The following is a 21,099-nucleotide window of genomic DNA, read 5'->3' as shown; positions in this document are numbered from 1 at the left end:
TTGCGCACTCGTGGCATTTTGCTGGCCTGGGCCTCTGGTCAATGGCAAAAACTTGCTGGATACTTCACCGACCAAAAGTGAAGTACTTTGGCTCAGGGCATTCTTTCTCTATAATGCCCAGTCACAATTTTCAATCAGATTTCCGCCGCACCGGTGCAGGAAAAAGGATAACTCTCAATGCGCAGTCATTATTGTGGAGACGTTAATAAGTCTCACGTCGGACAAGAAGTCACCCTCGTTGGCTGGGTAAACCGCAGCCGCGATTTGGGGGGTGTGATCTTTTTGGATCTTCGCGACCGCGAAGGTTTGGTTCAGGTAGTGTATGACCCGGACTTGCCAGACGTATTCAACGTTGCCAGCAGCCTGCGTGCCGAGTTCTGTGTTCAGGTAAAAGGTGTGGTGCGTCCACGTCCTGACAGCCAGGTGAACAGCCAGATGAAAACCGGCGAAATTGAGGTGCTCGGTAAAGCGCTCACCATCATCAACGCTGCCGATCCTCTGCCACTGAGCCTGGATAACCATCAAAACAGCAGCGAAGAGCAGCGTCTCAAGTACCGCTATCTGGATTTGCGCCGCCCTGAAATGGCCCAGCGTCTGATGTTCCGCGCCAAGGTCACCAGCTTTGTGCGTCGCTTTATGGATGGCAACGGTTTCCTCGATATTGAAACCCCCATCCTGACCAAGGCCACACCGGAAGGCGCCCGCGACTATCTGGTGCCAAGCCGTACCTATAAAGGTCAGTTCTTCGCTCTGCCTCAGTCGCCACAGCTGTTCAAACAGCTGCTGATGATGTCGGGTTTCGATCGTTACTATCAAATCGTGAAGTGTTTCCGCGACGAAGACCTGCGCGCCGACCGTCAGCCTGAATTCACTCAGATTGATATCGAGACCTCGTTCATGACCTCTGATGAGGTGATGGAAACGACCGAGCGTATGATCCGTAACCTGTTCCTCGAACTGATGAACGTGGATCTGGGCGAATTCCCCAAGATGACCTGGGACGAAGCCATGCGCCGCTTTGGCTCGGACAAACCGGATCTGCGTAACCCGCTGGAACTGGTGGACGTTGCCGACCTGCTCAAGGCGGTTGATTTTGCCGTATTCTCTGGTCCTGCCAATGATGAAGAAGGCCGCGTTGCTGCCCTGCGTATTCCTGGCGGCGCCGAGCTGTCGCGTAAGCAAATCGACGACTACACCAAGTTTGTGGGTATCTACGGTGCCCGCGGTCTGGCGTGGATGAAGGTCAACAACCTGGCGGCCGGCCTGGAAGGAATACAGTCGCCTGTGGCCAAGTTCCTGACTGAAGACATCATCAAGGAAGTCATCGCCCGTACCGGCGCGGCCGATGGCGATATCATCTTCTTCGGTGCCGACAAGGCCAACGTGGTTGCCGAGTCCATGGGTGCTCTGCGTCTCAAAGCCGGTGAAGACTTCAAACTGCTCCAGGGTGAGTGGCGCCCACTGTGGGTGGTTGACTTCCCGATGTTCGAGAAGGCCGATGGCCGTTTCTACGCCGTGCACCATCCATTCACTGCGCCGCGCGGTGTAACTGCAGCCGAGCTTGAAGCCAACCCAGGCAAAGCCGTGTCTGATGCTTACGATATGGTGCTCAATGGTGTGGAACTGGGCGGTGGTTCTGTACGTATCCACAATGGCGATATGCAGTCTACCGTGTTCCGTATCCTCGGCATTGACGATGAAGAAGCCAAAGAGAAATTTGGCTTCCTGCTGGAAGCACTGCGCTTCGGTACGCCACCACACGCAGGTCTCGCCTTCGGTCTGGACCGTCTGGTGATGCTGATGACCGGCGCAAGCTCCATCCGTGACGTGATGGCCTTCCCCAAGACCACCACGGCGGCCTGTCCGCTCACCAACGCGCCGGGACATGCCAACCCCGACCAACTGGTGGAACTGGGCATCGCGGTGCTGCCGAAAGAGCCGAAACAAGACTGATAGAGTCACAAACAAACCGGGGCACATGCCTCGGTCTGTTTTTACAGCCACTGCATTTTGTCCCATCAGCATTATCCGTTAGTCTGGGCAGTGGTTGTCTATCCGCAATTCAAGGAGAACCCTATGGCAGGTCACAGCAAGTGGGCCAACATCCGACACCGTAAAGCCGCCCAGGACGCCAAGCGCGGCAAACTCTTTACCAAACTTATCCGTGAGCTGGTTGTTTCAGCCCGGGAAGGTGGTTCAGACGCCGATGCCAACCCCCGCCTGCGCGCCGCCATCGATAAAGCCCTGTCAGCCAATATGACCCGTGACACAGTGGAGCGCGCGGTGAAGCGCGGCGCCGGTGAGCTCGATGGCGACAACCTGGAAACCCTCATCTACGAAGGCTACGGCCCCGGTGGCACCGCCGTGATGGTCGAGTGCATGACGGATAACCGCAACCGCGCGGTGACCGGGGTGCGCAACGCCTTTAACAAGTCCGGCGGTAATCTTGGCACCGATGGCTCGGTGGCGTATCTCTTTACCAAACGCGGGGTAATTAGTTTTGAGCCCGGCACAGATGAAGATGCCATTATGGAAGCCGCACTCGAAGGTGGCGCCGATGATGTGGTCATCAATGATGATGGCAGCGCCGATGTGTACACCACTCCTGAAGATTTTGGTGCGGTGAAAGACGCCCTCGATGGTGCCGGTTTTGCCTCGGTTAACGCAGAAGTGACCATGGTGCCATCCACGCGGGCGCTGCTGGATGCCGAAACCGCCCCCAAATTCCTGCGGCTTATCGATCAGCTCGAAGATCATGACGATGTGCAGGAGGTTTACCACAACGCCGACATCCCCGATGAGGTGATGGAGACGCTGGAATAGTCCATGGCCATTATTTTAGGGGTCGACCCGGGTTCACGCATTACAGGTTATGGCATTATCCAGTGTCAGGGCCGGCATCAGCTCTACCTTGGCAGCGGTTGTATTCGCACCTCATCGGATGAACTGCCCGACAGGCTTAAGCAAATTTTCGATGGTCTACAGGAAATTATCCGCCAGTACCAGCCAAGCCAGTTTGCCATCGAGCGGGTGTTTATGGCCAAAAATGCCGACTCGGCATTGAAGCTCGGTCAGGCGAGGGGCGCCGCCATTGTGGCGGCCACAGTGGCAGGCTTGCCGGTAGCCGAATACAGCGCAACGCAAATTAAAAACGCCGTGGTGGGCACAGGTAGGGCGCAAAAGGCCCAGGTGCAGCATATGGTGCAGCAGATGCTGAAACTGCCCGCAGCGCCCCAGGCCGACGCGGCAGATGCACTGGCGGTTGCCATGTGTCATTATCACACCCATCAAAGTCTGGTGGCCCTCGGTGGGCGCGCCAGTGTCAGAACATACGGAAGATACAGATGATAGGTCGTTTAAAGGGCATTTTGGTTGAGAAACACGCCCCTGAGGTATTGATTGATGTGGGCGGTGTCGGCTACGAGCTGCAAATGCCGCTGACCTCCTTTTACGAGCTGCCACTGCCGGGCGCCGAGGTTATCGTTTATACCCACTTTGTTGTCCGCGAAGATGCCCAGCTACTGTATGGCTTTATCCACAAGGAAGAGCGCTCGCTGTTTCGTCTGCTTATCAAGGCCAATGGTGTTGGCCCCAAGCTTGCGCTCACCATTCTGTCGGGCATGACCGCCAAGGAATTTATCGGCTGTCTCGAGCGCGACGATATCGCGACCCTGATTAAGCTGCCCGGCGTGGGTAAAAAGACCGCCGAGCGTCTGCTGGTTGAAATGCGCGATAAACTCAAGAGCCTGATGGAGGCTTCCATGGGCGCCGAAAGGGAGTTTGTGCTCAAGAGCAACTTCACCCCGGCGCCTGTGGCTGCCACGGTGGAAGAAGATGCCATTGCCGCACTCTTGTCACTCGGTTACAAGCCACAGCAGGCCAGCAAGGCCGTATCCAGTGCCTTTAAGGAGGGCATGGATCCCGAGCAGCTTATCAAGGCTGCACTCAAGTCCATGCTCTAAGGTGAAAGAGGAATACCATGATTGAGGCCGACCGGCTTATTCAGCCCCAGGATCTGGGTCAGGAAGATGTGATTGACCGCGCCATGCGGCCAAAGCTGCTCGATGAATACACGGGGCAGGACGATACCCGCGCCCAGCTTAAAGTCTTTATTGAAGCGGCGAGGAAACGCGGCGAAGCTCTGGATCATATGCTGATCTACGGCCCACCGGGCCTGGGAAAGACCACCCTTGCCAATATCGTTGCCAACGAAATGGGGGTGAACATCAAGTCCACCTCCGGGCCCGTGCTTGAAAAAGCGGGCGATTTGGCGGCGCTGCTCACCAATCTTGAAGAAGGCGATGTGCTCTTTATCGATGAAATCCACCGCTTAAGTCCTGTGGTGGAGGAAATCCTCTATCCCGCGATGGAAGACTATCAGCTGGATATCATGATAGGCGAGGGGCCTGCGGCCCGCTCCATCAAGCTGGACTTGCCTCCCTTTACTTTGGTGGGCGCAACGACCCGCGCAGGCTCGCTCACATCGCCGCTAAGGGCCCGTTTCGGTATTCCGCTGCGGCTTGAGTTTTACAATGTGCGCGACCTGTCATCCATTGTGGCCCGCTCGGCCAAGGTGATGGACGTGCCTATGGACGAGGGCGGCGCCGAAGAAATAGCCCGTCGCAGCCGCGGCACGCCCCGTATTGCCAACCGTTTGCTGCGCCGGGTGCGCGACTTTGCCGAAGTGAAGCACGATGGCGCCATCAGCCGCGCCGTTGCCCAGTCCGCACTGGATTTACTTGATGTCGACAGCGAAGGTTTTGATTATATGGACCGCAAGCTGTTGCTCGCCATTATCGATAAGTTTATGGGCGGTCCTGTGGGGCTTGATAACCTGGCTGCTGCCATCGGCGAAGAGCGGGAAACCATCGAAGATGTACTTGAGCCGTTTCTTATTCAGCAGGGTTTTGTGCAGCGCACGCCGCGAGGGCGTATCGCTACGGCGCGGGCATACAGCCATTTTGACCTCATCAAACCCGACTGATTAAGTAACCGTAATGATTGCGTAAAAAAGAGACCTCAGGGTCTCTTTTTTTATACGACAAGGGTTTATGTCCTTTGCTATTCATTAACAGACGCGGTTGATTTCGTTATCAACGCCACCGATTTAAACGATTTAAGCGATATCAGTCACAGAAAGAGTGTGATCGCGATCACATAAATGAACCTTTGCATTGTTAACGGGCAGGTAGTCGGTTTGCTGGTGACATGAGCGCTTGTGACAGACTGTAACTGCATATTTGAATAGCTATTCACGAATAAACAAAATCAAAACAATATGGCATACAAAATGGAAAACATACTCGAACATAAGCGTTTCATTGGAAATGAAATGTTAAATATTTGAGGGTTTGACGATTTTCCGCTGCTTGGCGAGTATCGGGGCTGCGCCAAATTCAAAATCTTACAGGCGCAGTCAAAACAAGCAGGGAGTTAAATCATGTTAAAAACCACGAGAATCGCCTGGGCGGTCAATTGCGTACTGCTGGCTACTGGTGCGTCTGCTGTCGTGTCCAGCCAAGCGTTTGCTGAAGAAACTCAAGCCAAAGATGTAGAGCGTATTGCGGTAACAGGTTCACGTATCCAGCGTCAGGATATGGAAACTGCTTCTCCTGTCACAGTGATCAGCGCCGATGCCATCCGTGCAGAAGGCTTCACCTCTGTTGACCAAATGCTGCAGGCTCAAACCTCCATGGCGGGTGCCGCCGTAGGTTCAAGCACCAACAACGGTGCTGACGGTGTTGCGCAGGTAGACCTGCGTGGTATGGGCGCCGAGCGTACTCTGGTACTGCTGAACGGTCGCCGCATGGTGAACTCAGGTTCAGGCGCTGACAGCGCAGTGGATTTGAACTCTATCCCGGTTGCCATGATTGCCCGTGTAGAAATCCTCAAAGACGGTGCATCTGCGGTATACGGCTCTGACGCCATCGCCGGTGTGGTGAACATCATCACCAAGAAAGATTTTGAAGGCTTCCAGTTCGACTTCAACGGCAGCGGCACCGACAAGGGTGACGGTGAAAGCGGCGAACTGAGCATGCTTTATGGCTTCAACACCGATAACGGTGGCAACTACACCTTTGGCGCCGCCTATTCTGAGCGCCGTGGTGTGATCCAGGCCGACCGTGACTGGACCGAATCGGGTAATAGTTCCTTTATCCCAACCGGTTCTTTGAACGGTATGGTAAAAGACGCCAACGGTAACTGGGTTAAACGTGACACAGGTTACGACTTTACCCAGGACAGTTGGTATCAAACCCCAAGCAAACGCTATAGCTTGTTTGCCAACATGACTCAGGAAGTCGGTGACGACCTGCTGCTGACCGGTGACATCCTCTACACCAAGCGTAAATCTGATCAGCAAATGGCGGCTCAGCCTGCTGACATCATGCTGGACGTATGCGGTGAAGATGGTGCCGATTTATCCCGTTGCATCACGCTGGATGCCGATATGTTGGCCGCCGGCATCAAGCCCGATGACACCGGCCGTGTTAACTACCGTCGCCGTACTAATGACGTAGGTCCACGTATCTATAATCAGGATACCGATACCCTTCGAGCTTCTCTGGGCTTGCAAGGTTCGCTGGATATCAATACCGGCATGACTTGGGATCTGTCTTACACCTATGGTAAGAACAAGGCCGAGACCTGGGTCGAAAACTCCATCAATCGCGTAAAAATGGAAAACTCATTTTACAACAACCAGGATGCCTGGCTTAGCGGCCAGCCACTGACCCAGGACATCATCAACGACATCGGTTTCACCGAGCGTAACGATGGTGGTAACGAGCAGCATGTGGTTGCCGGTGTACTGAGCGGTGAACTGTTTGACCTGAGTGCAGGTCCGGTTGGTTTCGCCATCGGTGCTGAGTACCGTTACGACAGCGGCTACTACAATCCCGATCCTGTGATTGTGGCCGGTGATGGTACTGCAGCTCAGCAAGACCCAACTGATGGTAACTACGACGTATTCTCTATCTACCAGGAAGTCAGCGTCCCTTTCACCGAGAAACTGACCGGTGAATTCGCCCTGCGTTTCGATGACTACTCTACCTTCGGTAAAGCCTCTACCTGGAAAGTAGGTCTGACCTATGAAGCCACTGATGACCTGATGCTGCGTACCGTAGCAGCGACCGGTTTCCGTGCGCCTAACGTAGCTGAGCTGTACGGTGGTAACACAGGTTCTTACGATTACCTGGACGACCCATGGGGCAACGAGCAGGACCCACAAATTCTGGTGAACTACACCTCAGATCCCGATCTGAAGCCAGAAGAGTCCGAGTCTTACACTGCCGGCCTGGTGTACTCACCAAGCTACATCGACGGTTTGTCTCTGACCCTGGACTACTGGCGCTTCCGCGTGACCAACGCCATTACCCGTCTGGACGCCCAGAAGGGACTGGTTGACTGTCATGCCGGTATTCTGAGTGCCTGTGAAACCTTCAAGATCACGCAAGACGGCGATCTGTCGAACTTCACAAACCCGCTGACCAACGTGGGCAGCCAGAACACCAGTGGTATCGACTTCAACCTGGCCTACAACTTCGAAGCCCTGAACCTGGATTGGAAGATCAATAACGATCTGACCTACCTGCTGGAATTCGAACAGGATAACGTGGCCTACGAAGGCACCATCGATGGTAACTTCGGTGGTTATGCCAAGGTGCGTAACAACTTCAGCATCCAGGCCGGCCAGGCTGACTGGAGCTTGATGTACTACAACCGTTTCATCGGTGAAACCGAGTGGCTGGGCGACCGCAATGAGACTGTAGACTCAGTGCTGTACCACAACGTGGTTGCCAATTACTTCATCAATGACGATGTCACCGTATCTCTGGGTGTGAAGAACCTTACCGATGAAGAGCCATCCTACGTGCCTAACGGCAGCGACGGCGGCACCATCCCTGAAGTATTTGACACCATCGGTCGTCAAATCTACGGTGGTCTGACGATGAAGTTCTGATAACTATCAGACACGTTAAAGCAGAAATAAAAAAGCGCCCAATGGGCGCTTTTTTATTGTCATCCCTAAACCACCGCCTAAGGCGGTGGTGATTGTTCCTTGAGGCTATAGCCTGAATAACGCCCATGCTAAAAGAGACCTTCTTATTCACCACAAGTAAGAGGTAACTAGAAGCATGGGCGATTACAGAAGTTCATCACATGTTTACTGGGGTGTCAAAAGCCAGAATCAGTAAGCTTCGCCCCGGTAAAATCAGCCAAGGCCATGCATGGCGGATTTCATCTGGATGAGCTCAATCTTGTAACCATCGGGGTCTTCCACGAAGGCGATTTCTGTGGTGCCACCGGCAACAGGCCCGGGGGCGCGGGTGACTTTACCGCCGGCCCTGGCGATGTCTTCGCAGGCTTTGTAAATATCTTCTTTACCGATGGCGATATGGCCAAAACCAGTGCCCAGATCGTATTTATCGGTATCCCAGTTCCAGGTCAGCTCAATCACTGCGGCGCCCTTGGCTTCTTCACCATAGCCCACAAAAGCCAGTGAATAACGGTAATCGGGATTTTCGGAGGTGCGCAGCAGCGTCATGCCCAGCACCTCTGTGTAGAAGGCGATGGACTTATCAAGATTGGCAACCCGAACCATGGTATGGAGAATTTGAGACATTTGGGGTTCCTTTAACGGCATTAAGTTGGCGGCCAGTATAGCAAAAACGTACAGCTTACTGGGAGCAAAAGGAGAAATCTGAAGCAACTCACAGTTTGACGGTGTGGTGTTGGCTAAAGCCACAATGGCATCGGATAATGGTCGATAAGTTCACCAAAGGAGAAGAAGATGAAAACTGAACTGAAAATGGCTGTGGGCACTGTGGCTGTGATTGGACTGTTCTTCGCCGCGTTTGCAACCTCCATGTTTTAAGCCGCTTTTTACGAAAAACGCCGCAACTGGCAACAGTTCGCGGCGTTTTTCATTTAAGGTTCCCGGGTTACTCATCAGGGTAAACCTTGTCCTTGAATTCGCATAAATCTTCTATCATGCAGCTGCCACAGCGGGGCTTACGAGCCAGACAGGTATAGCGGCCGTGGAGGATAAACCAGTGGTGTACGTCCACTTTAAATTCTGCCGGTACCACCTTGAGCATCCGCTCTTCTACCTCTACCACGTTTTTGCCGGGCGCAAACTTGGTGCGGTTTGCCATACGAAAGATATGGGTATCCACAGCAATGGTAGGCCAGCCAAAGGCAGTGTTAAGCACCACATTGGCAGTTTTTCTGCCCACACCGGGCAGGGCTTCCAGGGCCTCACGATCTGCCGGTACTTCGCCGCCGTGTTTATCCAACAGAATTTGCGACAGCTTCACCACGTTGATGGCTTTGTTATTAAAAAGCCCAATGGTTTTGATGTACTCCTTGAGCCCCTCGACCCCGAGGTCGACAATGGCTTGTGGGGTATTGGCCACCGGAAACAGCTTATCGGTGGCTTTATTGACGCTGACATCGGTTGCCTGCGCCGACAGGGTAACCGCCACGAGCAATTCAAAGGGGGAAGAAAAGTTAAGCTCAGTTTCGGGTTTGGGATTATTGGCCCTGAGCCGGGTCAAAATTTCCACTCGCTTTTGGTCATTCACGGATTTTCTTACCTTACTTGGCCTGCTTTACTCAGCCTACTTTGGTTATCCTGGCACGGGTGATGGCAGGAGCGGACTCAGGAGCCGGCTTTTTCGCTTCCAGGCGCTTGTCAATGACATTTTTAACCGCAATCAGCAAACCCATGGCGATAAACGCGCCGGGTGGCAGCATGGCCAACAAAAAGCTGTTATCAACCTGCCAAAGCTCGATACGAAGAGAGGCGGCCCAGTCGCCGAGCAGCAGATCTGCGCCATCAAACAGGGTGCCTTGCCCAAGGATTTCCCGCACTGCGCCAAGGACAGCGAGCACCGCAGTAAAGCCCGTGCCCATCATCAAACCATCAAAGGCGGCGGCGCCCAAACTGTTTCTGGATGCGAAGGCTTCGGCGCGGCCTATGATGACGCAGTTGGTCACAATGAGCGGCAGGAATATACCCAGAGACAAATAAAGACCGTATGCATAGGCGTTGATAACAAGCTGCACTACTGTTACCAGGGCAGCGATGATCATCACAAACACGGGAATGCGAATTTCCTTGGGCACAAATTCACGCACCAGCGACACGAGCACGTTTGAGCCAATCAACACGGCAACGGTGGCAAGCCCGAGTCCCAGGGCATTGGTCAGGGTTGCGGTTACTGCAAGCAGTGGGCAAAGGCCTAAAAGCTGTACCAGTCCAGGGTTATTTTTCCAAAGCCCTTGCCAGGCAATCTCTTTGTAATTACTCATCTGCATTGGCTCCGTTATCACAGCCAAGTGGTCGTTTAAACCACGCTGCCTGATTGGCATTGACGAACGTCAGGGTACGGCTCACCGCTTTAAGGTAGGCTCTTGGGGTGATGGTGGCACCTGTGAACTGGTCAAAGTCACCGCCGTCCTTTTTCACCTTCCAGCGGTCAGTTGCCTTGTCAGAAAAAACCTTATCGTTGAACGACAGCACCCAGTTGGACTTACGCAGCTCGATTTTATCACCAAGCCCAGGTGTTTCCTGATGGGTGAGGGTTCGCACACCCAGCACCTTGCCATCAAGGTCGACTCCAATGATGAGGCGAATATTGCCGTTATAACCATCGGGCGCAATGGTCTCGATGGCCAGCGCTACCGGCTCAGTGGCGGTACTTGCCAGATAAACTGGCATGGGCTCATCGGTGCCGAGCGCTTCGGGATTATGAACGAGAATACAGCTTGCGCCGAGATCGTTGTCGTGAAGTTCATCGGGCACTATCTGATGCAGAATGCGGGTCAGCTCAAGCCGCTGCTGCTCGGCAATCCTGTCTTTGGTGGCCTCGTTAACCAGCGCCACGGCGGCGGTACAGACAAGGGCAAAGCCACTTAACAGGAGTCCGTTTTTGATGATGGATTTTTGCATCGCCAATTCCTACAGGCTGCCACGATGGCCATAGGCCCGGGGCTTGATGTAATAGTCGATTAACGGGGCGCAGAGGTTGGCCAGCAACACCGCAAACGCCACACCATCAGGGTAACCTCCAAAGGTGCGGATGAGATAAATCAGCACCCCAATCATGGCCCCAAAGAGTAGCCTTCCCCGGGGACTTGTGGCGGCGGTCACAGGATCGGTGGCGATAAAAAAGGCCGCCAGCATGGTCGCACCGCTGAAGAGGTTAAACAGTGGGCTGGCGTGGGTGTCTGGTGAGGCACCAAAGCCAAAGAGACTGCACACAAAGAGGGCCCCGAGAAGGCCTGCGCTGATGTGCCAGCGAATGGTTTTGGTCGCAAGCAAAAACACGCCGCCGCACAGATACGCAAGATTCACCCAGAACCAGCCTTCCCCTGTGCTGCCTCCGCCGAAAATGGCTTTCTTCAGGCTTTCATCGGCGGTCAGCCCCATGGACAAGTCGGTTTTCAGTGTATCCAGTGGAGTTGCCATGGACACGCCATCAATGCCCAGCGCAAAGTCTGCGGCGCCATGGGTCGAAAAGATAACTTCAATGGCATCCAGAATGCCGGCACTGCTTTGGGCCAGCGTACTTGGCGCAGCCCAGGTCGTCATCAGTACCGGAAAGGAAACCAGCAGCAATACATAGGCTGCCATGGCCGGGTTAAAGAGATTTTGCCCCAGACCACCATAAAGCTGTTTCACCATTACGATGGCGAATACCGTGCCTATCACCACCAAATACCAGGGGGCCAGCGGTGGAATGGCGACGCCAATCAAAAGGGCAGTCAGCACTGCACTCTGGTCCATCAAGGTGGGAGAAACCGGGCGATTTCTCAGCTTCAAAACCAGGGCCTCAGCGGCCACGGCTGTGGCAATGGCAACACACACCTGGATAAAGGTGCCCCAACCAAAGAAATAGCACTGAACAGCGAGGCCCGGTAAGGCAGCAAGAATGACGCGCTGCATCACGGCCGATGTCTGGCTGTCTTTACGCACATGGGGTGAGGATGCAATCTTGAACGCCATGATTATTCATGCTCCTTGGCGGCTTTTTTGGCCTTGGCTTTGGCGACGGCAGCAGCAATACGGGCTTTCTTGAGCGCCTCGGCATCCGATGGCAAAACTGCCAACGTCTCTGCGCCTGAATGATGCATAGCGGGGATATCTTGCTCAGAGCCAGTGTCGATATGCTGAGTGTCGCCAGCCATATTGGCGGTTACCTGAATGTCGGCCTCTTGAGCCTCTTTAGCTTGGGTATCAGAGTGAATGTCTGCAACTTCAGCGGATTCGGGTTGTACCTGTGCGCGTTTTGCCGCTGCTTTCGCCTTGGCTTTGGCTACCGCTGCGGCGACTCTGGCCGCCTTTTCGTCCACAGGGCTGTCTTCATCACGTCCGCTTGGCGCCGCTGGCTCCTCTGGGTTGATACCCCCATCAGGCTGAACGGCGACATCCTGTGGCGTGGTCTCAGCAGCGCCTGCGGCCAATTTCTTCGCCTTGGCCTTTGCAACAGCGGCGGCTACCCGTGCCGCTTTGTCATCCATCGCGGGGGCGTCTGTCAGCGGTGACGCTGGGGCTGCGCTGTCTGGCGCAGTCACCTGTTGGTCATCGGCATCCTTTGCGGCCTTTTTGGCTTTCGCCTTGGCGATGGCTGAGGCAACAGCTGCTCGCTTGGTGTCTTGAATCTCTGCTGCCGGAGTCAGGTTCTCACTTTCAGCGCTGTCAGCGTCTTTCGCCCCGTTATTCTCAGTGGTCTGTGCGCTATCGGCAGTAGCACTATTGCCACCCGATGCCAGCGCGGCCTTTTTGGCCTTGGCGCGCGCAATGGCTGCAGCCACACCAGCTTTGGGATCCGCAGCCGAGTCTGAAGATGGCGTCGTGGGAGATGCGTCCTCTTGTGCAGCCGCTTGGCCCTGAGCGGCCTTTTTAGCCTGAACCCGGGCGAGGGCTGCTGCTATGGCATCCTTTTCGCCGCCTGCCATGGCAGCTTTGCGTTTTTCCGCCGCCTCTTTGGCCTTGGCTTCGCGGGCCGCTTTCTCTTCTTCGAGGCGGGCAATGCGGGCTTCAAATCTCACTTTGGCGCGCTCTGCACTGGCTTTTTCTTCGGCCTGCTGCCTAATGGCGGCCTTGGCAACCCGGTAATATTCTACCAGCGGGATATCACTGGGGCAGACATAGCTGCAGCAGCCGCACTCGATACAATCTTTCAGGTTGTAGCTCTGTGCCTTGTCATATTCTTCGGCCTTGGCGTGCCAAAAGAGCTGCTGTGGCAACAACAAAGCCGGGCAGGCGACAGCACATTCGCCACAGCGAATGCAGGGCTTTTCGGGTGGCATCTCGGTGATTTCGAGCCCGTTTGGCACAAGCAGGCAGTTACTGCCTTTTAAAAGCGGTACCTCGGTATTGGCGAGGGTGTAACCCATCATGGGGCCACCCATAATGATTTTCTGGGCCTCTGCAGCGCGAAATCCACAGTGGTCAAGTACATCCTGAACCTTGGTGCCAATCAGTGCGCGGTAGTTCCCGGGTTCACTTACCGCATTACCGGTAACAGTGATAATCCGCTCTATCAGTGGTTTACCGTCAATAACGGCATCGCGGATGGCAAATAATGTACCCACGTTATGCACCAAAATGCCGAGCTGAGCGGGAATCGCACCCGAGGGCACTTCCTGGCCTGTTACTATCTGAATAAGCTGCTTTTCGCCGCCGGAAGGGTATTTGGTGGGGATAACTGTAACCCTGACCAGTCCTGCCGGCATCTGGCTGCGATTGATGGCGGCTCGCATGGCATCAGCGGCTTCAGGTTTGTTATCTTCGATGGCGATGATGATACGTTTGGGGGCGAGGATGCGCTCTACTATGCCGACGCCTGCGATGATGTCATCGGCATGTTCGCGCATCAGACGATCGTCCGCGGTGATGTAGGGCTCACACTCGACACCATTGACTATCACCAACTCAATTTCACTGGCGGGACTCAATTTAATGTGGCTCGGGAATGCCGCACCGCCCATACCGGCGATACCGGCATCCTGGACCTTTTTCACCATTTCGGCCGGTGAAAGCTCGTCCAGCGAAGCGCTGTTAAGTTCACACCACTTGTCTTGTCCATCGCTTTCCAGCACCAAAGTCAGCACGGGCAGGGCTGATGCGTGGTTGCTTGGTCGTGATTCAATGGCTTTGATGCGGCCTGACGTGGGGGCATGGGCCGGCAAATAGCCAACGCCCTGGCCTTGAGTAAGCGCCTGACCTTTACGTACCTCATCTCCCACCTTGACGGCGAGAATGGCCTGTTCGCCTACCTGAGGCAACGGGATCAGGTATTCAGCAAACAGTGGCAGCGGGGCGATGGCAGTGCCATTGGAGACGGATTTCATCTCAGGAGGATGAATACCACCGGGTGAGCGCCAAAGCGTGCCTTTATCCAGTTGTTCCAAAAGCGTCAGCACTGTTTATCCTCTTCGAGCTGCATCACGGGAATCGCACTCAGTTTCCAGTTCCAGGTCTTGATGTCCTGAGTGACAGGGAGCATGTCGATGCAATCGACGGGGCAGGGCTCGACACAAAGATCGCAGCCGGTGCAGTCCTGGGTAATGACGGTGTGCATAAGCTTACCGGCGCCGACAATAGCGTCCACCGGACAAGCCTGAATACATTTGGTACAGCCGATACACTCATCTTCCCGAATGTAGGCGACTTTTTTGACTTGCTGTTCGGTTGAGGCAGACAGGGGCTGTGGTTCAACCCCCATGAGCTCGGCGATTTTTTCCATGGTGGCGGTGCCACCCGGCGGGCATTTGTTGATTTGGTCGCCGCCGGCGATGGCTTCGGCGTAGGGGCGGCAACCGGGATAACCACACTGGCCACATTGGGTTTGCGGCAGCAGGGACTCGACCTGATCAACAAGGGGATCGCCTTCCACCTTAAATTTAACGGCGGCAAAGCCCAATATGGCACCGAATACCAATGCCAGCAGGCCCAGCAATACAACGGCTATCATGACTGCAGACATTATTTCACCAAACCGGTAAAGCCCATAAAGGCCAGAGACATCAGGCCTGCAGTGATCATGGCAATGGCGCCGCCCCGAAAAGGCATGGGCACATCGGCCGCGGCAAGGCGTTCACGCATGGCAGAGAAAAGAATGAGCACCAAAGAGAATCCCGCCGCGGCGCCAAAACCGTAGATGGCAGACTCCAGGAAGTTGTGCTGCTCGTTGACATTGAGCAGGGCAACGCCAAGTACGGCGCAGTTGGTGGTAATCAACGGCAGATAGATGCCCAGTGCACGATGCAGGCTTGCACTGGTTTTTTGTACCAGCATTTCAGTAAATTGCACTACAACGGCAATCACCAGAATAAAGCTCATGGTGCGAAGATAGGTCAAATCAAAAGGCGCCAGCAGGTACTGGTTCACCAGAAAACTGAGAACAGATGCCAGAGTCAATACAAAAGTCGTCGCCATCGACATACCGATGGCAGACTCAAGCTTGCCTGACACCCCCATAAAGGGGCAAAGTCCGAGAAATTTTACCAATACGAAGTTGTTGACCAGTACAGTACCGATCAACAACAGGAGATATTCACTCATCGCAACAAAGCATTAGCGGTCGGTGCCGGGTATTATCGGCTTTTTGAGTCTTATTAACAACACATCAAATGCAGGGTTAACGCTGCCGGGCGAGTTTCTCGTCAAGCACGTCTTTGCCGGTGGCAGGTTCCGGTTTGGCAATATAGAAGCCTTGCAAACCATCCACCATTAATTTTTCCAGCGTCAGCTTTTCTTCCTGACGTTCCACGCCGCAGGCAATGACCCTGACACCGATACGTCTGGCGATATCTATCATCATGCGCACAAAAAACTTGTTATTGGCGTCTTGATCAATGGCTTCGCTGTAGGTGGCATCGAGCTTGATATAATCGGGTCTGACTTCCCTGAAGAATTTAAAGGACGTAAAGCCCATGCCAAAACGCTCAATGGATACCCGGGTGCCTACGCTGTGTACGTCCCGAATAAAGCGGAAACTGCCCTGCATATTGGTTTGGAGACCACTCTCGTTGATTTCCAATACCAGTCGGGTAGAAATGGCCCTGTGTTTGGTCAGGAGATCTTTAAGCCAAACCACAAAATTATCATCGGTCGCCGACACCGCGCTGATATTTACCCCGTAGGCACCGGTTAAGTTGGGATTATCCAGCAGCATGCGCACTGCGGACAGCACCACCAGCTTATCCAGTTCCTGGCTTAGCCCGTGGCGTTCAGCCATGGCAATCACAGTGGCCGTTGGCAAAACCTTGCCTTCAGCATTAAAGAAGCGGGCAAAGAGTTCGCGGTAAACTTCCACCTCACTGCGGCAGGGTTGGATGGGTTGCTGAAAGAATCGCACCGCGCGTTGGGTAATAATCTCGGTAATGGCTACTTGCCAGCGATTATCGCCAATTTCCTGATCGTCACTGAATTTTTCAAGCACATGAAAACTGTTTGAACCCAGGGTTTGGGCGATACTGAGCGCCGCATCGGAGAGACTGAGCAAACCTACCGGGTCAACCCCGCTTTTATAAGGCACCAGTCCGGTGTAGGCGACAGATTCCATGGCTGCGGTTGACTGATATTCGTCGAGTAAGGTTTTCAGTGGCTCAAGAAAGCGTTCTGCATCGCTGATAACCAGGTTGGGCAGGAATACCGCAAAGTCAGAGCTGCTTATTCGGTAAAACTCCGCTTCAGGAAAGGCGCTACCTGCCTTGCGTAAACATCCTGCCACTTTCGCAAGATAGTCGTCACCGGCGGTGCGGCCCTTGAGCTGATTGATGGTACCAAGCTCGGTAGCTTGCAACATGGCGAGCGAACCGAGTAAATCCTTCTCACTCTTGGCCAACTCATCCAACTTACGGGTAAAGCGTGCGCGGCTGCCAAAACCGGTAATGGGATCTTGAAATGCGGCGCGGGACAGTTTTTCGTTTTCCTGATGTAAACCATCAATTTTGTGTTTGAGTGCTTGCCGGGCTTCTTCAAATGCGCTGGCAAGGGGCTTTAACTCACCACCGAGTTTGGATTGCTCGGGCGGTGAGAAATTCAGCTCGGCAAGTGACTTCAGATAGTCGGCTGCGTATTGGATTTTACGGGACAGGGTGGATGCCAATCCAAAAAACAGCAGTAAAGAAGCACCCCACAAACAGGTAAGCATGAATAGCTGCTCTGAGTAGGTTTTGACTGCCTGAGCTCGGGGAAGGCTGGTGTCCAATTTCACCATCAAACGGCCATCGGGTAGGTTACGGGTATCAGTTATCTCCAGCGGAAACAGGTTTTCCAAGACCGATTCAGGTGTTTTCTGCAGTTGTCCGGTGGTGAAGTTACGACTGCCGTCAGTGCCATCCGTGTACTGAAAAAACTGCAATTTGATGTCTTTTTGCAGGTGTTGGTAGAGTGCCTGGCCATCGCCATGCCAGGATACCAATTCAGTGGATTTGTTCTGATATTGCGCTTCCAGGGCCTGACGATCATCCTGCATCAGGCCAAGATTCTCTTGATGTAACCAAAGGGCTGCACCACCGAAAAGCAAAATAAGCGCGAGGGGGAAAGTTTTGGTCAAACTCATGGCTAATTCCATTAACGCCGTTTTGAAGATTTTAGCTAAAGAATGTGAAAAGCAGCGAAAAGTGTAACCTCAAAGCAGAGAAAACAAAATCCAAATCAACAGGATTTGAGCTGCAAGAGTAAATATCACGGGAGGGGATGGATTTCGATGGCTCCCCTGACTGGACTTGAACCAGTGACATACGGATTAACAGTCCGCCGTTCTACCGACTGAACTACAGGGGAATCGAAGAAAACTGAAGTGCGATTGGCTCCCCTGACTGGACTTGAACCAGTGACATACGGATTAACAGTCCGCCGTTCTACCGACTGAACTACAGGGGAACAGATTGTATCGCAAGTGAAGTTGGCTCCCCTGACTGGACTTGAACCAGTGACATACGGATTAACAGTCCGCCGTTCTACCGACTGAACTACAGGGGAACAGATTGTATCGCAAGTGAAGTTGGCTCCCCTGACTGGACTTGAACCAGTGACATACGGATTAACAGTCCGCCGTTCTACCGACTGAACTACAGGGGAACAAATTTTTGCGAGTAACTTCATGCCGTTAAAGGCGCGTTTCAGTGAGTGGCTCCCCTGACTGGACTTGAACCAGTGACATACGGATTAACAGTCCGCCGTTCTACCGACTGAACTACAGGGGAATCGTTGTAAAACAACTGCTCGCTGAGAACGGAGCGCATAGTAAAACGGGTGGCCTGATGAGTCAACGCCGGAAACCAAAAAAAGTGTGATTAAGACGTTAAGTGCTCATCTAATGTGCATCGTGGCGTGAAAATCAACACTATGTTCAGCTTTTGCCCAGCAAGTCACTGTTTTAGCGTGCGAAAGATTGAATTCAGCCCGTAAAGCGGCGCCAAAACGTATCAAGGTTAAGGTATCAGCAAGTGAAGCTGCATATTATGGCCATTACAGATGTAGTTAAATTACAAACAGACCCTCAGATAAGCCCTCTGAGCTACACCGTGACCAAAGCCACGCCCCGTGAGGCTTTCAGGCACTTTTCCACAATTTCTGTGGATAAGCCTGTGGGTTTCACGATAAATGAGGCCGCAAACCCGCATGAATTCGGGATTTGTCTTAAATTGCACCTTCCCAGTGCGCTTGCAAAATATTCAATAAAATCAATGTCAAGTGGTTTGTGGTAGTAGACCGCCCACAACAGGGTTGCGGATGAAAATTGTAGAGACGCGACAACATAAAATGTGTGCATTAATTTGTCATGACTCGCTGTACGAGCGTACCAAATGAGCGAAAGGTGCCAACCTGTGGCGATATGTCAGAGAGTTACAAAATGCTGTATTAGCCACAGAGCATATCCTGCTGAGTTAGCGCAGTTGGCGTCTTTTGTACGCTGGTTTACACTAGACGCCCGGCTTAACAAGGATGACCCTTTCTGTGTCTGAGCACGTTTTTCAACTTTCTTCCAATTACTCACCGGCGGGCGATCAGCCAAAAGCCATCGCTAAACTGATTGACGGTCTGGAGGCTGGACTTGCCTGCCAGACCTTGCTTGGGGTAACGGGGTCAGGGAAAACCTTTACCGTGGCCAACGTGATTGCCGCCCTGGGGCGCCCCACCATTATCATGGCACCTAATAAAACCCTGGCAGCGCAGCTCTATGGCGAAATGAAGGAGTTTTTTCCCAATAATGCGGTGGAGTATTTCGTCTCCTACTACGACTATTACCAACCCGAGGCCTATGTGCCGGCCTCAAACACCTTCATTGAAAAGGATGCCTCGGTCAATGCACACATAGAGCAGATGCGCCTGTCAGCCACCAAGGCGCTTCTGGAGCGGCGTGACGTGGTGATAGTGGCGTCTGTCTCTGCGATCTATGGTCTGGGCGACCCCGATTCCTACATGAAGATGCTGCTGCACCTCCGTCAGGGCGACTTTATGGGCCAGCGCGACATCTTAAGGCGCCTGACTGAGCTTCAGTACAGCCGTAACGACATCGACTTACAGCGGGGTACCTTCAGGGTTCGTGGTGAAGTGATTGACATCTTCCCTGCGGATTCCGAGCGCGATGCCATCAGGGTAGAACTCTTTGACGACGAGATTGAGCGCATCAGCGAATTCGACCCACTCACGGGCCAGGTCACCAAGCGTCTTGCCCGTGCCACTGTGTACCCAAAGACCCACTATGTCACCCCGCGGGAAAAAATCCTGGAAGCCATCGACCTCATCAAAGAGGAGCTGAGGGGCCGTAAGCAGCAGTTTTTGGATAACCACAAACTCATAGAAGCCCAGCGCATAACCGAGCGGGTGCAGTACGATGTAGAGATGATGACTGAGCTTGGTTACTGCTCAGGGATTGAAAACTACTCCCGATACCTGTCTGGCCGTGCCGAAGGGGAAGGGCCGCCAACGCTGCTGGATTACTTGCCAGCGGACGGTTTGATGATAATCGACGAGTCCCACAATACGGTGCCGCAAATCGGCGCCATGTATAAGGGCGACCGCTCACGTAAAACCACCCTGGTGGAATACGGCTTCCGTTTGCCGTCGGCACTGGATAACCGGCCGCTGAAATTTGAGGAGTTTGAGTCCCTGATGCCGCAGACGATTTTCGTCTCGGCTACCCCCGGCAAGTATGAGCTTGAGAAGAGCGGTGATGATATAGCCGAGCAGGTAGTGCGTCCCACCGGCTTGATTGACCCCGAGCTGGAAGTTCGACCCGTGGCTATTCAGGTGGACGATCTGCTTTCTGAAGTAGGTAAACGGGTGGAAGTAAACGAGCGGGTGCTGGTGACCACACTCACCAAGAGAATGGCAGAAGATCTCACCGATTACCTCGATGAACATGGCGTCAAGGTCCGCTATCTGCACTCGGATATCGATACCGTTGAGCGGATGGAGATCATCCGCGACCTGCGCCTTGGGGTGTTTGATGTGCTGGTTGGGATTAACCTGCTGAGGGAAGGTCTTGATATGCCGGAAGTTTCTCTGGTGTGCATTCTGGATGCGGACAAAGAGGGCTTTTTGCGCTCTGAACGCTCTCTGATTCAGACCATAGGCCGCGCCGCCCGTAACGTGAATGGCAAGGTTATCCTGTATGGTGACCGCATTACTGACTCCATGGCCCGCGCTATCGCTGAAACAGACAGACGCCGCGCAAAGCAGATAAAGTTTAACCAAGAGCACGGCATCATCCCCCGCGGCGTGGTCAAGAAAATCACCGATGTGATGGATGTGGGTGAGCGTTCGGCGCCAAGCCGCGGTGCGCCCAAGCCAGGTGGTCGTGGTGGTGTGGCCGACAGACCGTCGATGAAACACGACCCACATCAGATTGCCGTGACAATCGATGCACTTGAAAAACAAATGCATCAGCATGCAAGAGATTTGGAGTTCGAGCAGGCCGCTGCGATCAGGGATGAAATCCATGCGTTGCGCCAGCAACTGCTGAAGGCATAGCCGTCGTTACTCGCTGAAGCCGCTGCGTAAGAACGTGAAGTGAAATACGGTTACGCCTCGCAGTGGATTCAGGACTGGTTCAGAAATAGAAACACGCGCAT

17 protein-coding genes and 5 tRNA genes are annotated in these 21,099 nt (G+C 53.7%); 7 read left to right on the top strand and 15 right to left on the bottom strand.

Annotated features, from left to right (window positions below):
* The first annotated feature begins 177 nt into the window (after positions 1-177).
* The 6 genes from aspS (at position 178) to JQC75_RS09330 (ending at position 7,960) form a co-directional block, all read left to right on the top strand.
* Entirely contained in the window at positions 178-1,953 is a 1,776-nt protein-coding gene (gene aspS / locus JQC75_RS09355) for an aspartate--tRNA ligase (RefSeq protein ID WP_203323862.1), read from the top strand.
* Between the two features lie 123 nt (positions 1,954-2,076).
* Positions 2,077-2,823: a YebC/PmpR family DNA-binding transcriptional regulator gene (locus tag JQC75_RS09350; RefSeq protein ID WP_203323861.1), complete on the top strand. Its 747-nt coding sequence runs from the start codon at positions 2,077-2,079 to the stop codon at positions 2,821-2,823.
* Between the two features lie 3 nt (positions 2,824-2,826).
* A complete protein-coding gene (gene ruvC, locus JQC75_RS09345) occupies positions 2,827-3,348 on the top strand; it encodes a crossover junction endodeoxyribonuclease RuvC (protein WP_203323860.1) in 522 nt (173 codons plus the stop codon).
* Positions 3,345-3,962 (top strand): Holliday junction branch migration protein RuvA, encoded by a 618-nt coding sequence (gene ruvA / locus JQC75_RS09340; RefSeq protein WP_126166992.1) that lies wholly within the window; start codon positions 3,345-3,347, stop codon positions 3,960-3,962. The genes ruvC and ruvA overlap by 4 nt, the downstream gene beginning before the upstream one ends.
* Positions 3,963-3,979: 17 nt before the next feature.
* The gene (gene ruvB / locus JQC75_RS09335; RefSeq protein ID WP_203323859.1) at positions 3,980-4,984 is read left to right on the top strand and encodes a Holliday junction branch migration DNA helicase RuvB; all 1,005 of its coding nucleotides are present in this window, start codon (positions 3,980-3,982) and stop codon (positions 4,982-4,984) included.
* A 456-nt stretch (positions 4,985-5,440) separates the two neighbouring features.
* Entirely contained in the window at positions 5,441-7,960 is a 2,520-nt protein-coding gene (locus tag JQC75_RS09330; protein ID WP_203323858.1) for a TonB-dependent receptor plug domain-containing protein, read from the top strand.
* Positions 7,961-8,212: 252 nt separating this feature from the next.
* Here the strand turns inward: JQC75_RS09330 and gloA are convergent, their stop codons facing one another.
* The 15 genes from gloA to JQC75_RS09255 form a co-directional block, all read right to left on the bottom strand.
* Positions 8,213-8,623, bottom strand: coding sequence for a lactoylglutathione lyase (gene gloA / locus JQC75_RS09325; protein ID WP_203323857.1), 411 nt, complete (start codon positions 8,621-8,623; stop codon positions 8,213-8,215).
* Positions 8,624-8,773: 150 nt separating this feature from the next.
* On the bottom strand, positions 8,774-8,950 hold the full coding sequence (locus JQC75_RS09320; protein ID WP_203323856.1) for a hypothetical protein: 177 nt from the start codon (positions 8,948-8,950) through the stop codon (positions 8,774-8,776).
* The gene (gene nth / locus JQC75_RS09315; RefSeq protein ID WP_203323855.1) at positions 8,943-9,584 is read right to left on the bottom strand and encodes an endonuclease III; all 642 of its coding nucleotides are present in this window, start codon (positions 9,582-9,584) and stop codon (positions 8,943-8,945) included. Before nth ends, JQC75_RS09320 begins: the two co-directional genes overlap by 8 nt.
* 31 nt (positions 9,585-9,615) lie before the next feature.
* Complete coding sequence (locus tag JQC75_RS09310; protein WP_203323854.1) at positions 9,616-10,314, bottom strand: electron transport complex subunit E; 699 nt, start codon at positions 10,312-10,314, stop codon at positions 9,616-9,618.
* A complete protein-coding gene (rsxG, locus tag JQC75_RS09305) occupies positions 10,307-10,954 on the bottom strand; it encodes an electron transport complex subunit RsxG (RefSeq protein WP_203323853.1) in 648 nt (215 codons plus the stop codon). Before rsxG ends, JQC75_RS09310 begins: the two co-directional genes overlap by 8 nt.
* A 9-nt stretch (positions 10,955-10,963) precedes the next feature.
* Positions 10,964-12,010 carry an electron transport complex subunit RsxD gene (gene rsxD / locus JQC75_RS09300; RefSeq protein WP_203323852.1) on the bottom strand — a complete coding sequence of 349 codons (1,047 nt, stop codon included), beginning with the start codon at positions 12,008-12,010 and terminating at the stop codon, positions 10,964-10,966.
* 2 nt (positions 12,011-12,012) lie between these two features.
* Positions 12,013-14,433: an electron transport complex subunit RsxC gene (gene rsxC, locus JQC75_RS09295; protein ID WP_203323851.1), complete on the bottom strand. Its 2,421-nt coding sequence runs from the start codon at positions 14,431-14,433 to the stop codon at positions 12,013-12,015.
* Entirely contained in the window at positions 14,427-14,996 is a 570-nt protein-coding gene (gene rsxB / locus JQC75_RS09290) for an electron transport complex subunit RsxB (protein ID WP_203323850.1), read from the bottom strand. Before rsxB ends, rsxC begins: the two co-directional genes overlap by 7 nt.
* The gene (rsxA, locus tag JQC75_RS09285; RefSeq protein WP_203323849.1) at positions 14,996-15,574 is read right to left on the bottom strand and encodes an electron transport complex subunit RsxA; all 579 of its coding nucleotides are present in this window, start codon (positions 15,572-15,574) and stop codon (positions 14,996-14,998) included. The genes rsxB and rsxA overlap by 1 nt, the downstream gene beginning before the upstream one ends.
* Positions 15,575-15,650: 76 nt before the next feature.
* On the bottom strand, positions 15,651-17,579 hold the full coding sequence (locus tag JQC75_RS09280) for an EAL domain-containing protein (RefSeq protein ID WP_203323848.1): 1,929 nt from the start codon (positions 17,577-17,579) through the stop codon (positions 15,651-15,653).
* A 148-nt stretch (positions 17,580-17,727) separates the two neighbouring features.
* A tRNA-Asn gene (locus tag JQC75_RS09275) sits at positions 17,728-17,803 on the bottom strand.
* 23 nt (positions 17,804-17,826) lie between these two features.
* Positions 17,827-17,902, bottom strand: a tRNA-Asn gene (locus JQC75_RS09270).
* Between the two features lie 23 nt (positions 17,903-17,925).
* Positions 17,926-18,001: transfer RNA gene (locus tag JQC75_RS09265), tRNA-Asn, on the bottom strand.
* Positions 18,002-18,024: 23 nt separating this feature from the next.
* Positions 18,025-18,100: transfer RNA gene (locus JQC75_RS09260), tRNA-Asn, on the bottom strand.
* Between the two features lie 49 nt (positions 18,101-18,149).
* Positions 18,150-18,225, bottom strand: a tRNA-Asn gene (locus JQC75_RS09255).
* Positions 18,226-18,979: 754 nt separating this feature from the next.
* On the opposite strand from JQC75_RS09255, the gene uvrB reads away from it, so the two are divergent.
* Positions 18,980-20,998, top strand: a complete 2,019-nt coding sequence (gene uvrB, locus JQC75_RS09250; protein WP_275403212.1) for an excinuclease ABC subunit UvrB — start codon at positions 18,980-18,982, stop codon at positions 20,996-20,998.
* The last annotated feature ends 101 nt before the right edge of the window (positions 20,999-21,099 follow it).

The sequence above is a fragment of the Shewanella litorisediminis genome (assembly GCF_016834455.1).
Classification (GTDB): domain Bacteria; phylum Pseudomonadota; class Gammaproteobacteria; order Enterobacterales; family Shewanellaceae; genus Shewanella; species Shewanella litorisediminis.
This window is presented reverse-complemented; position numbering and strand designations above follow the sequence as displayed.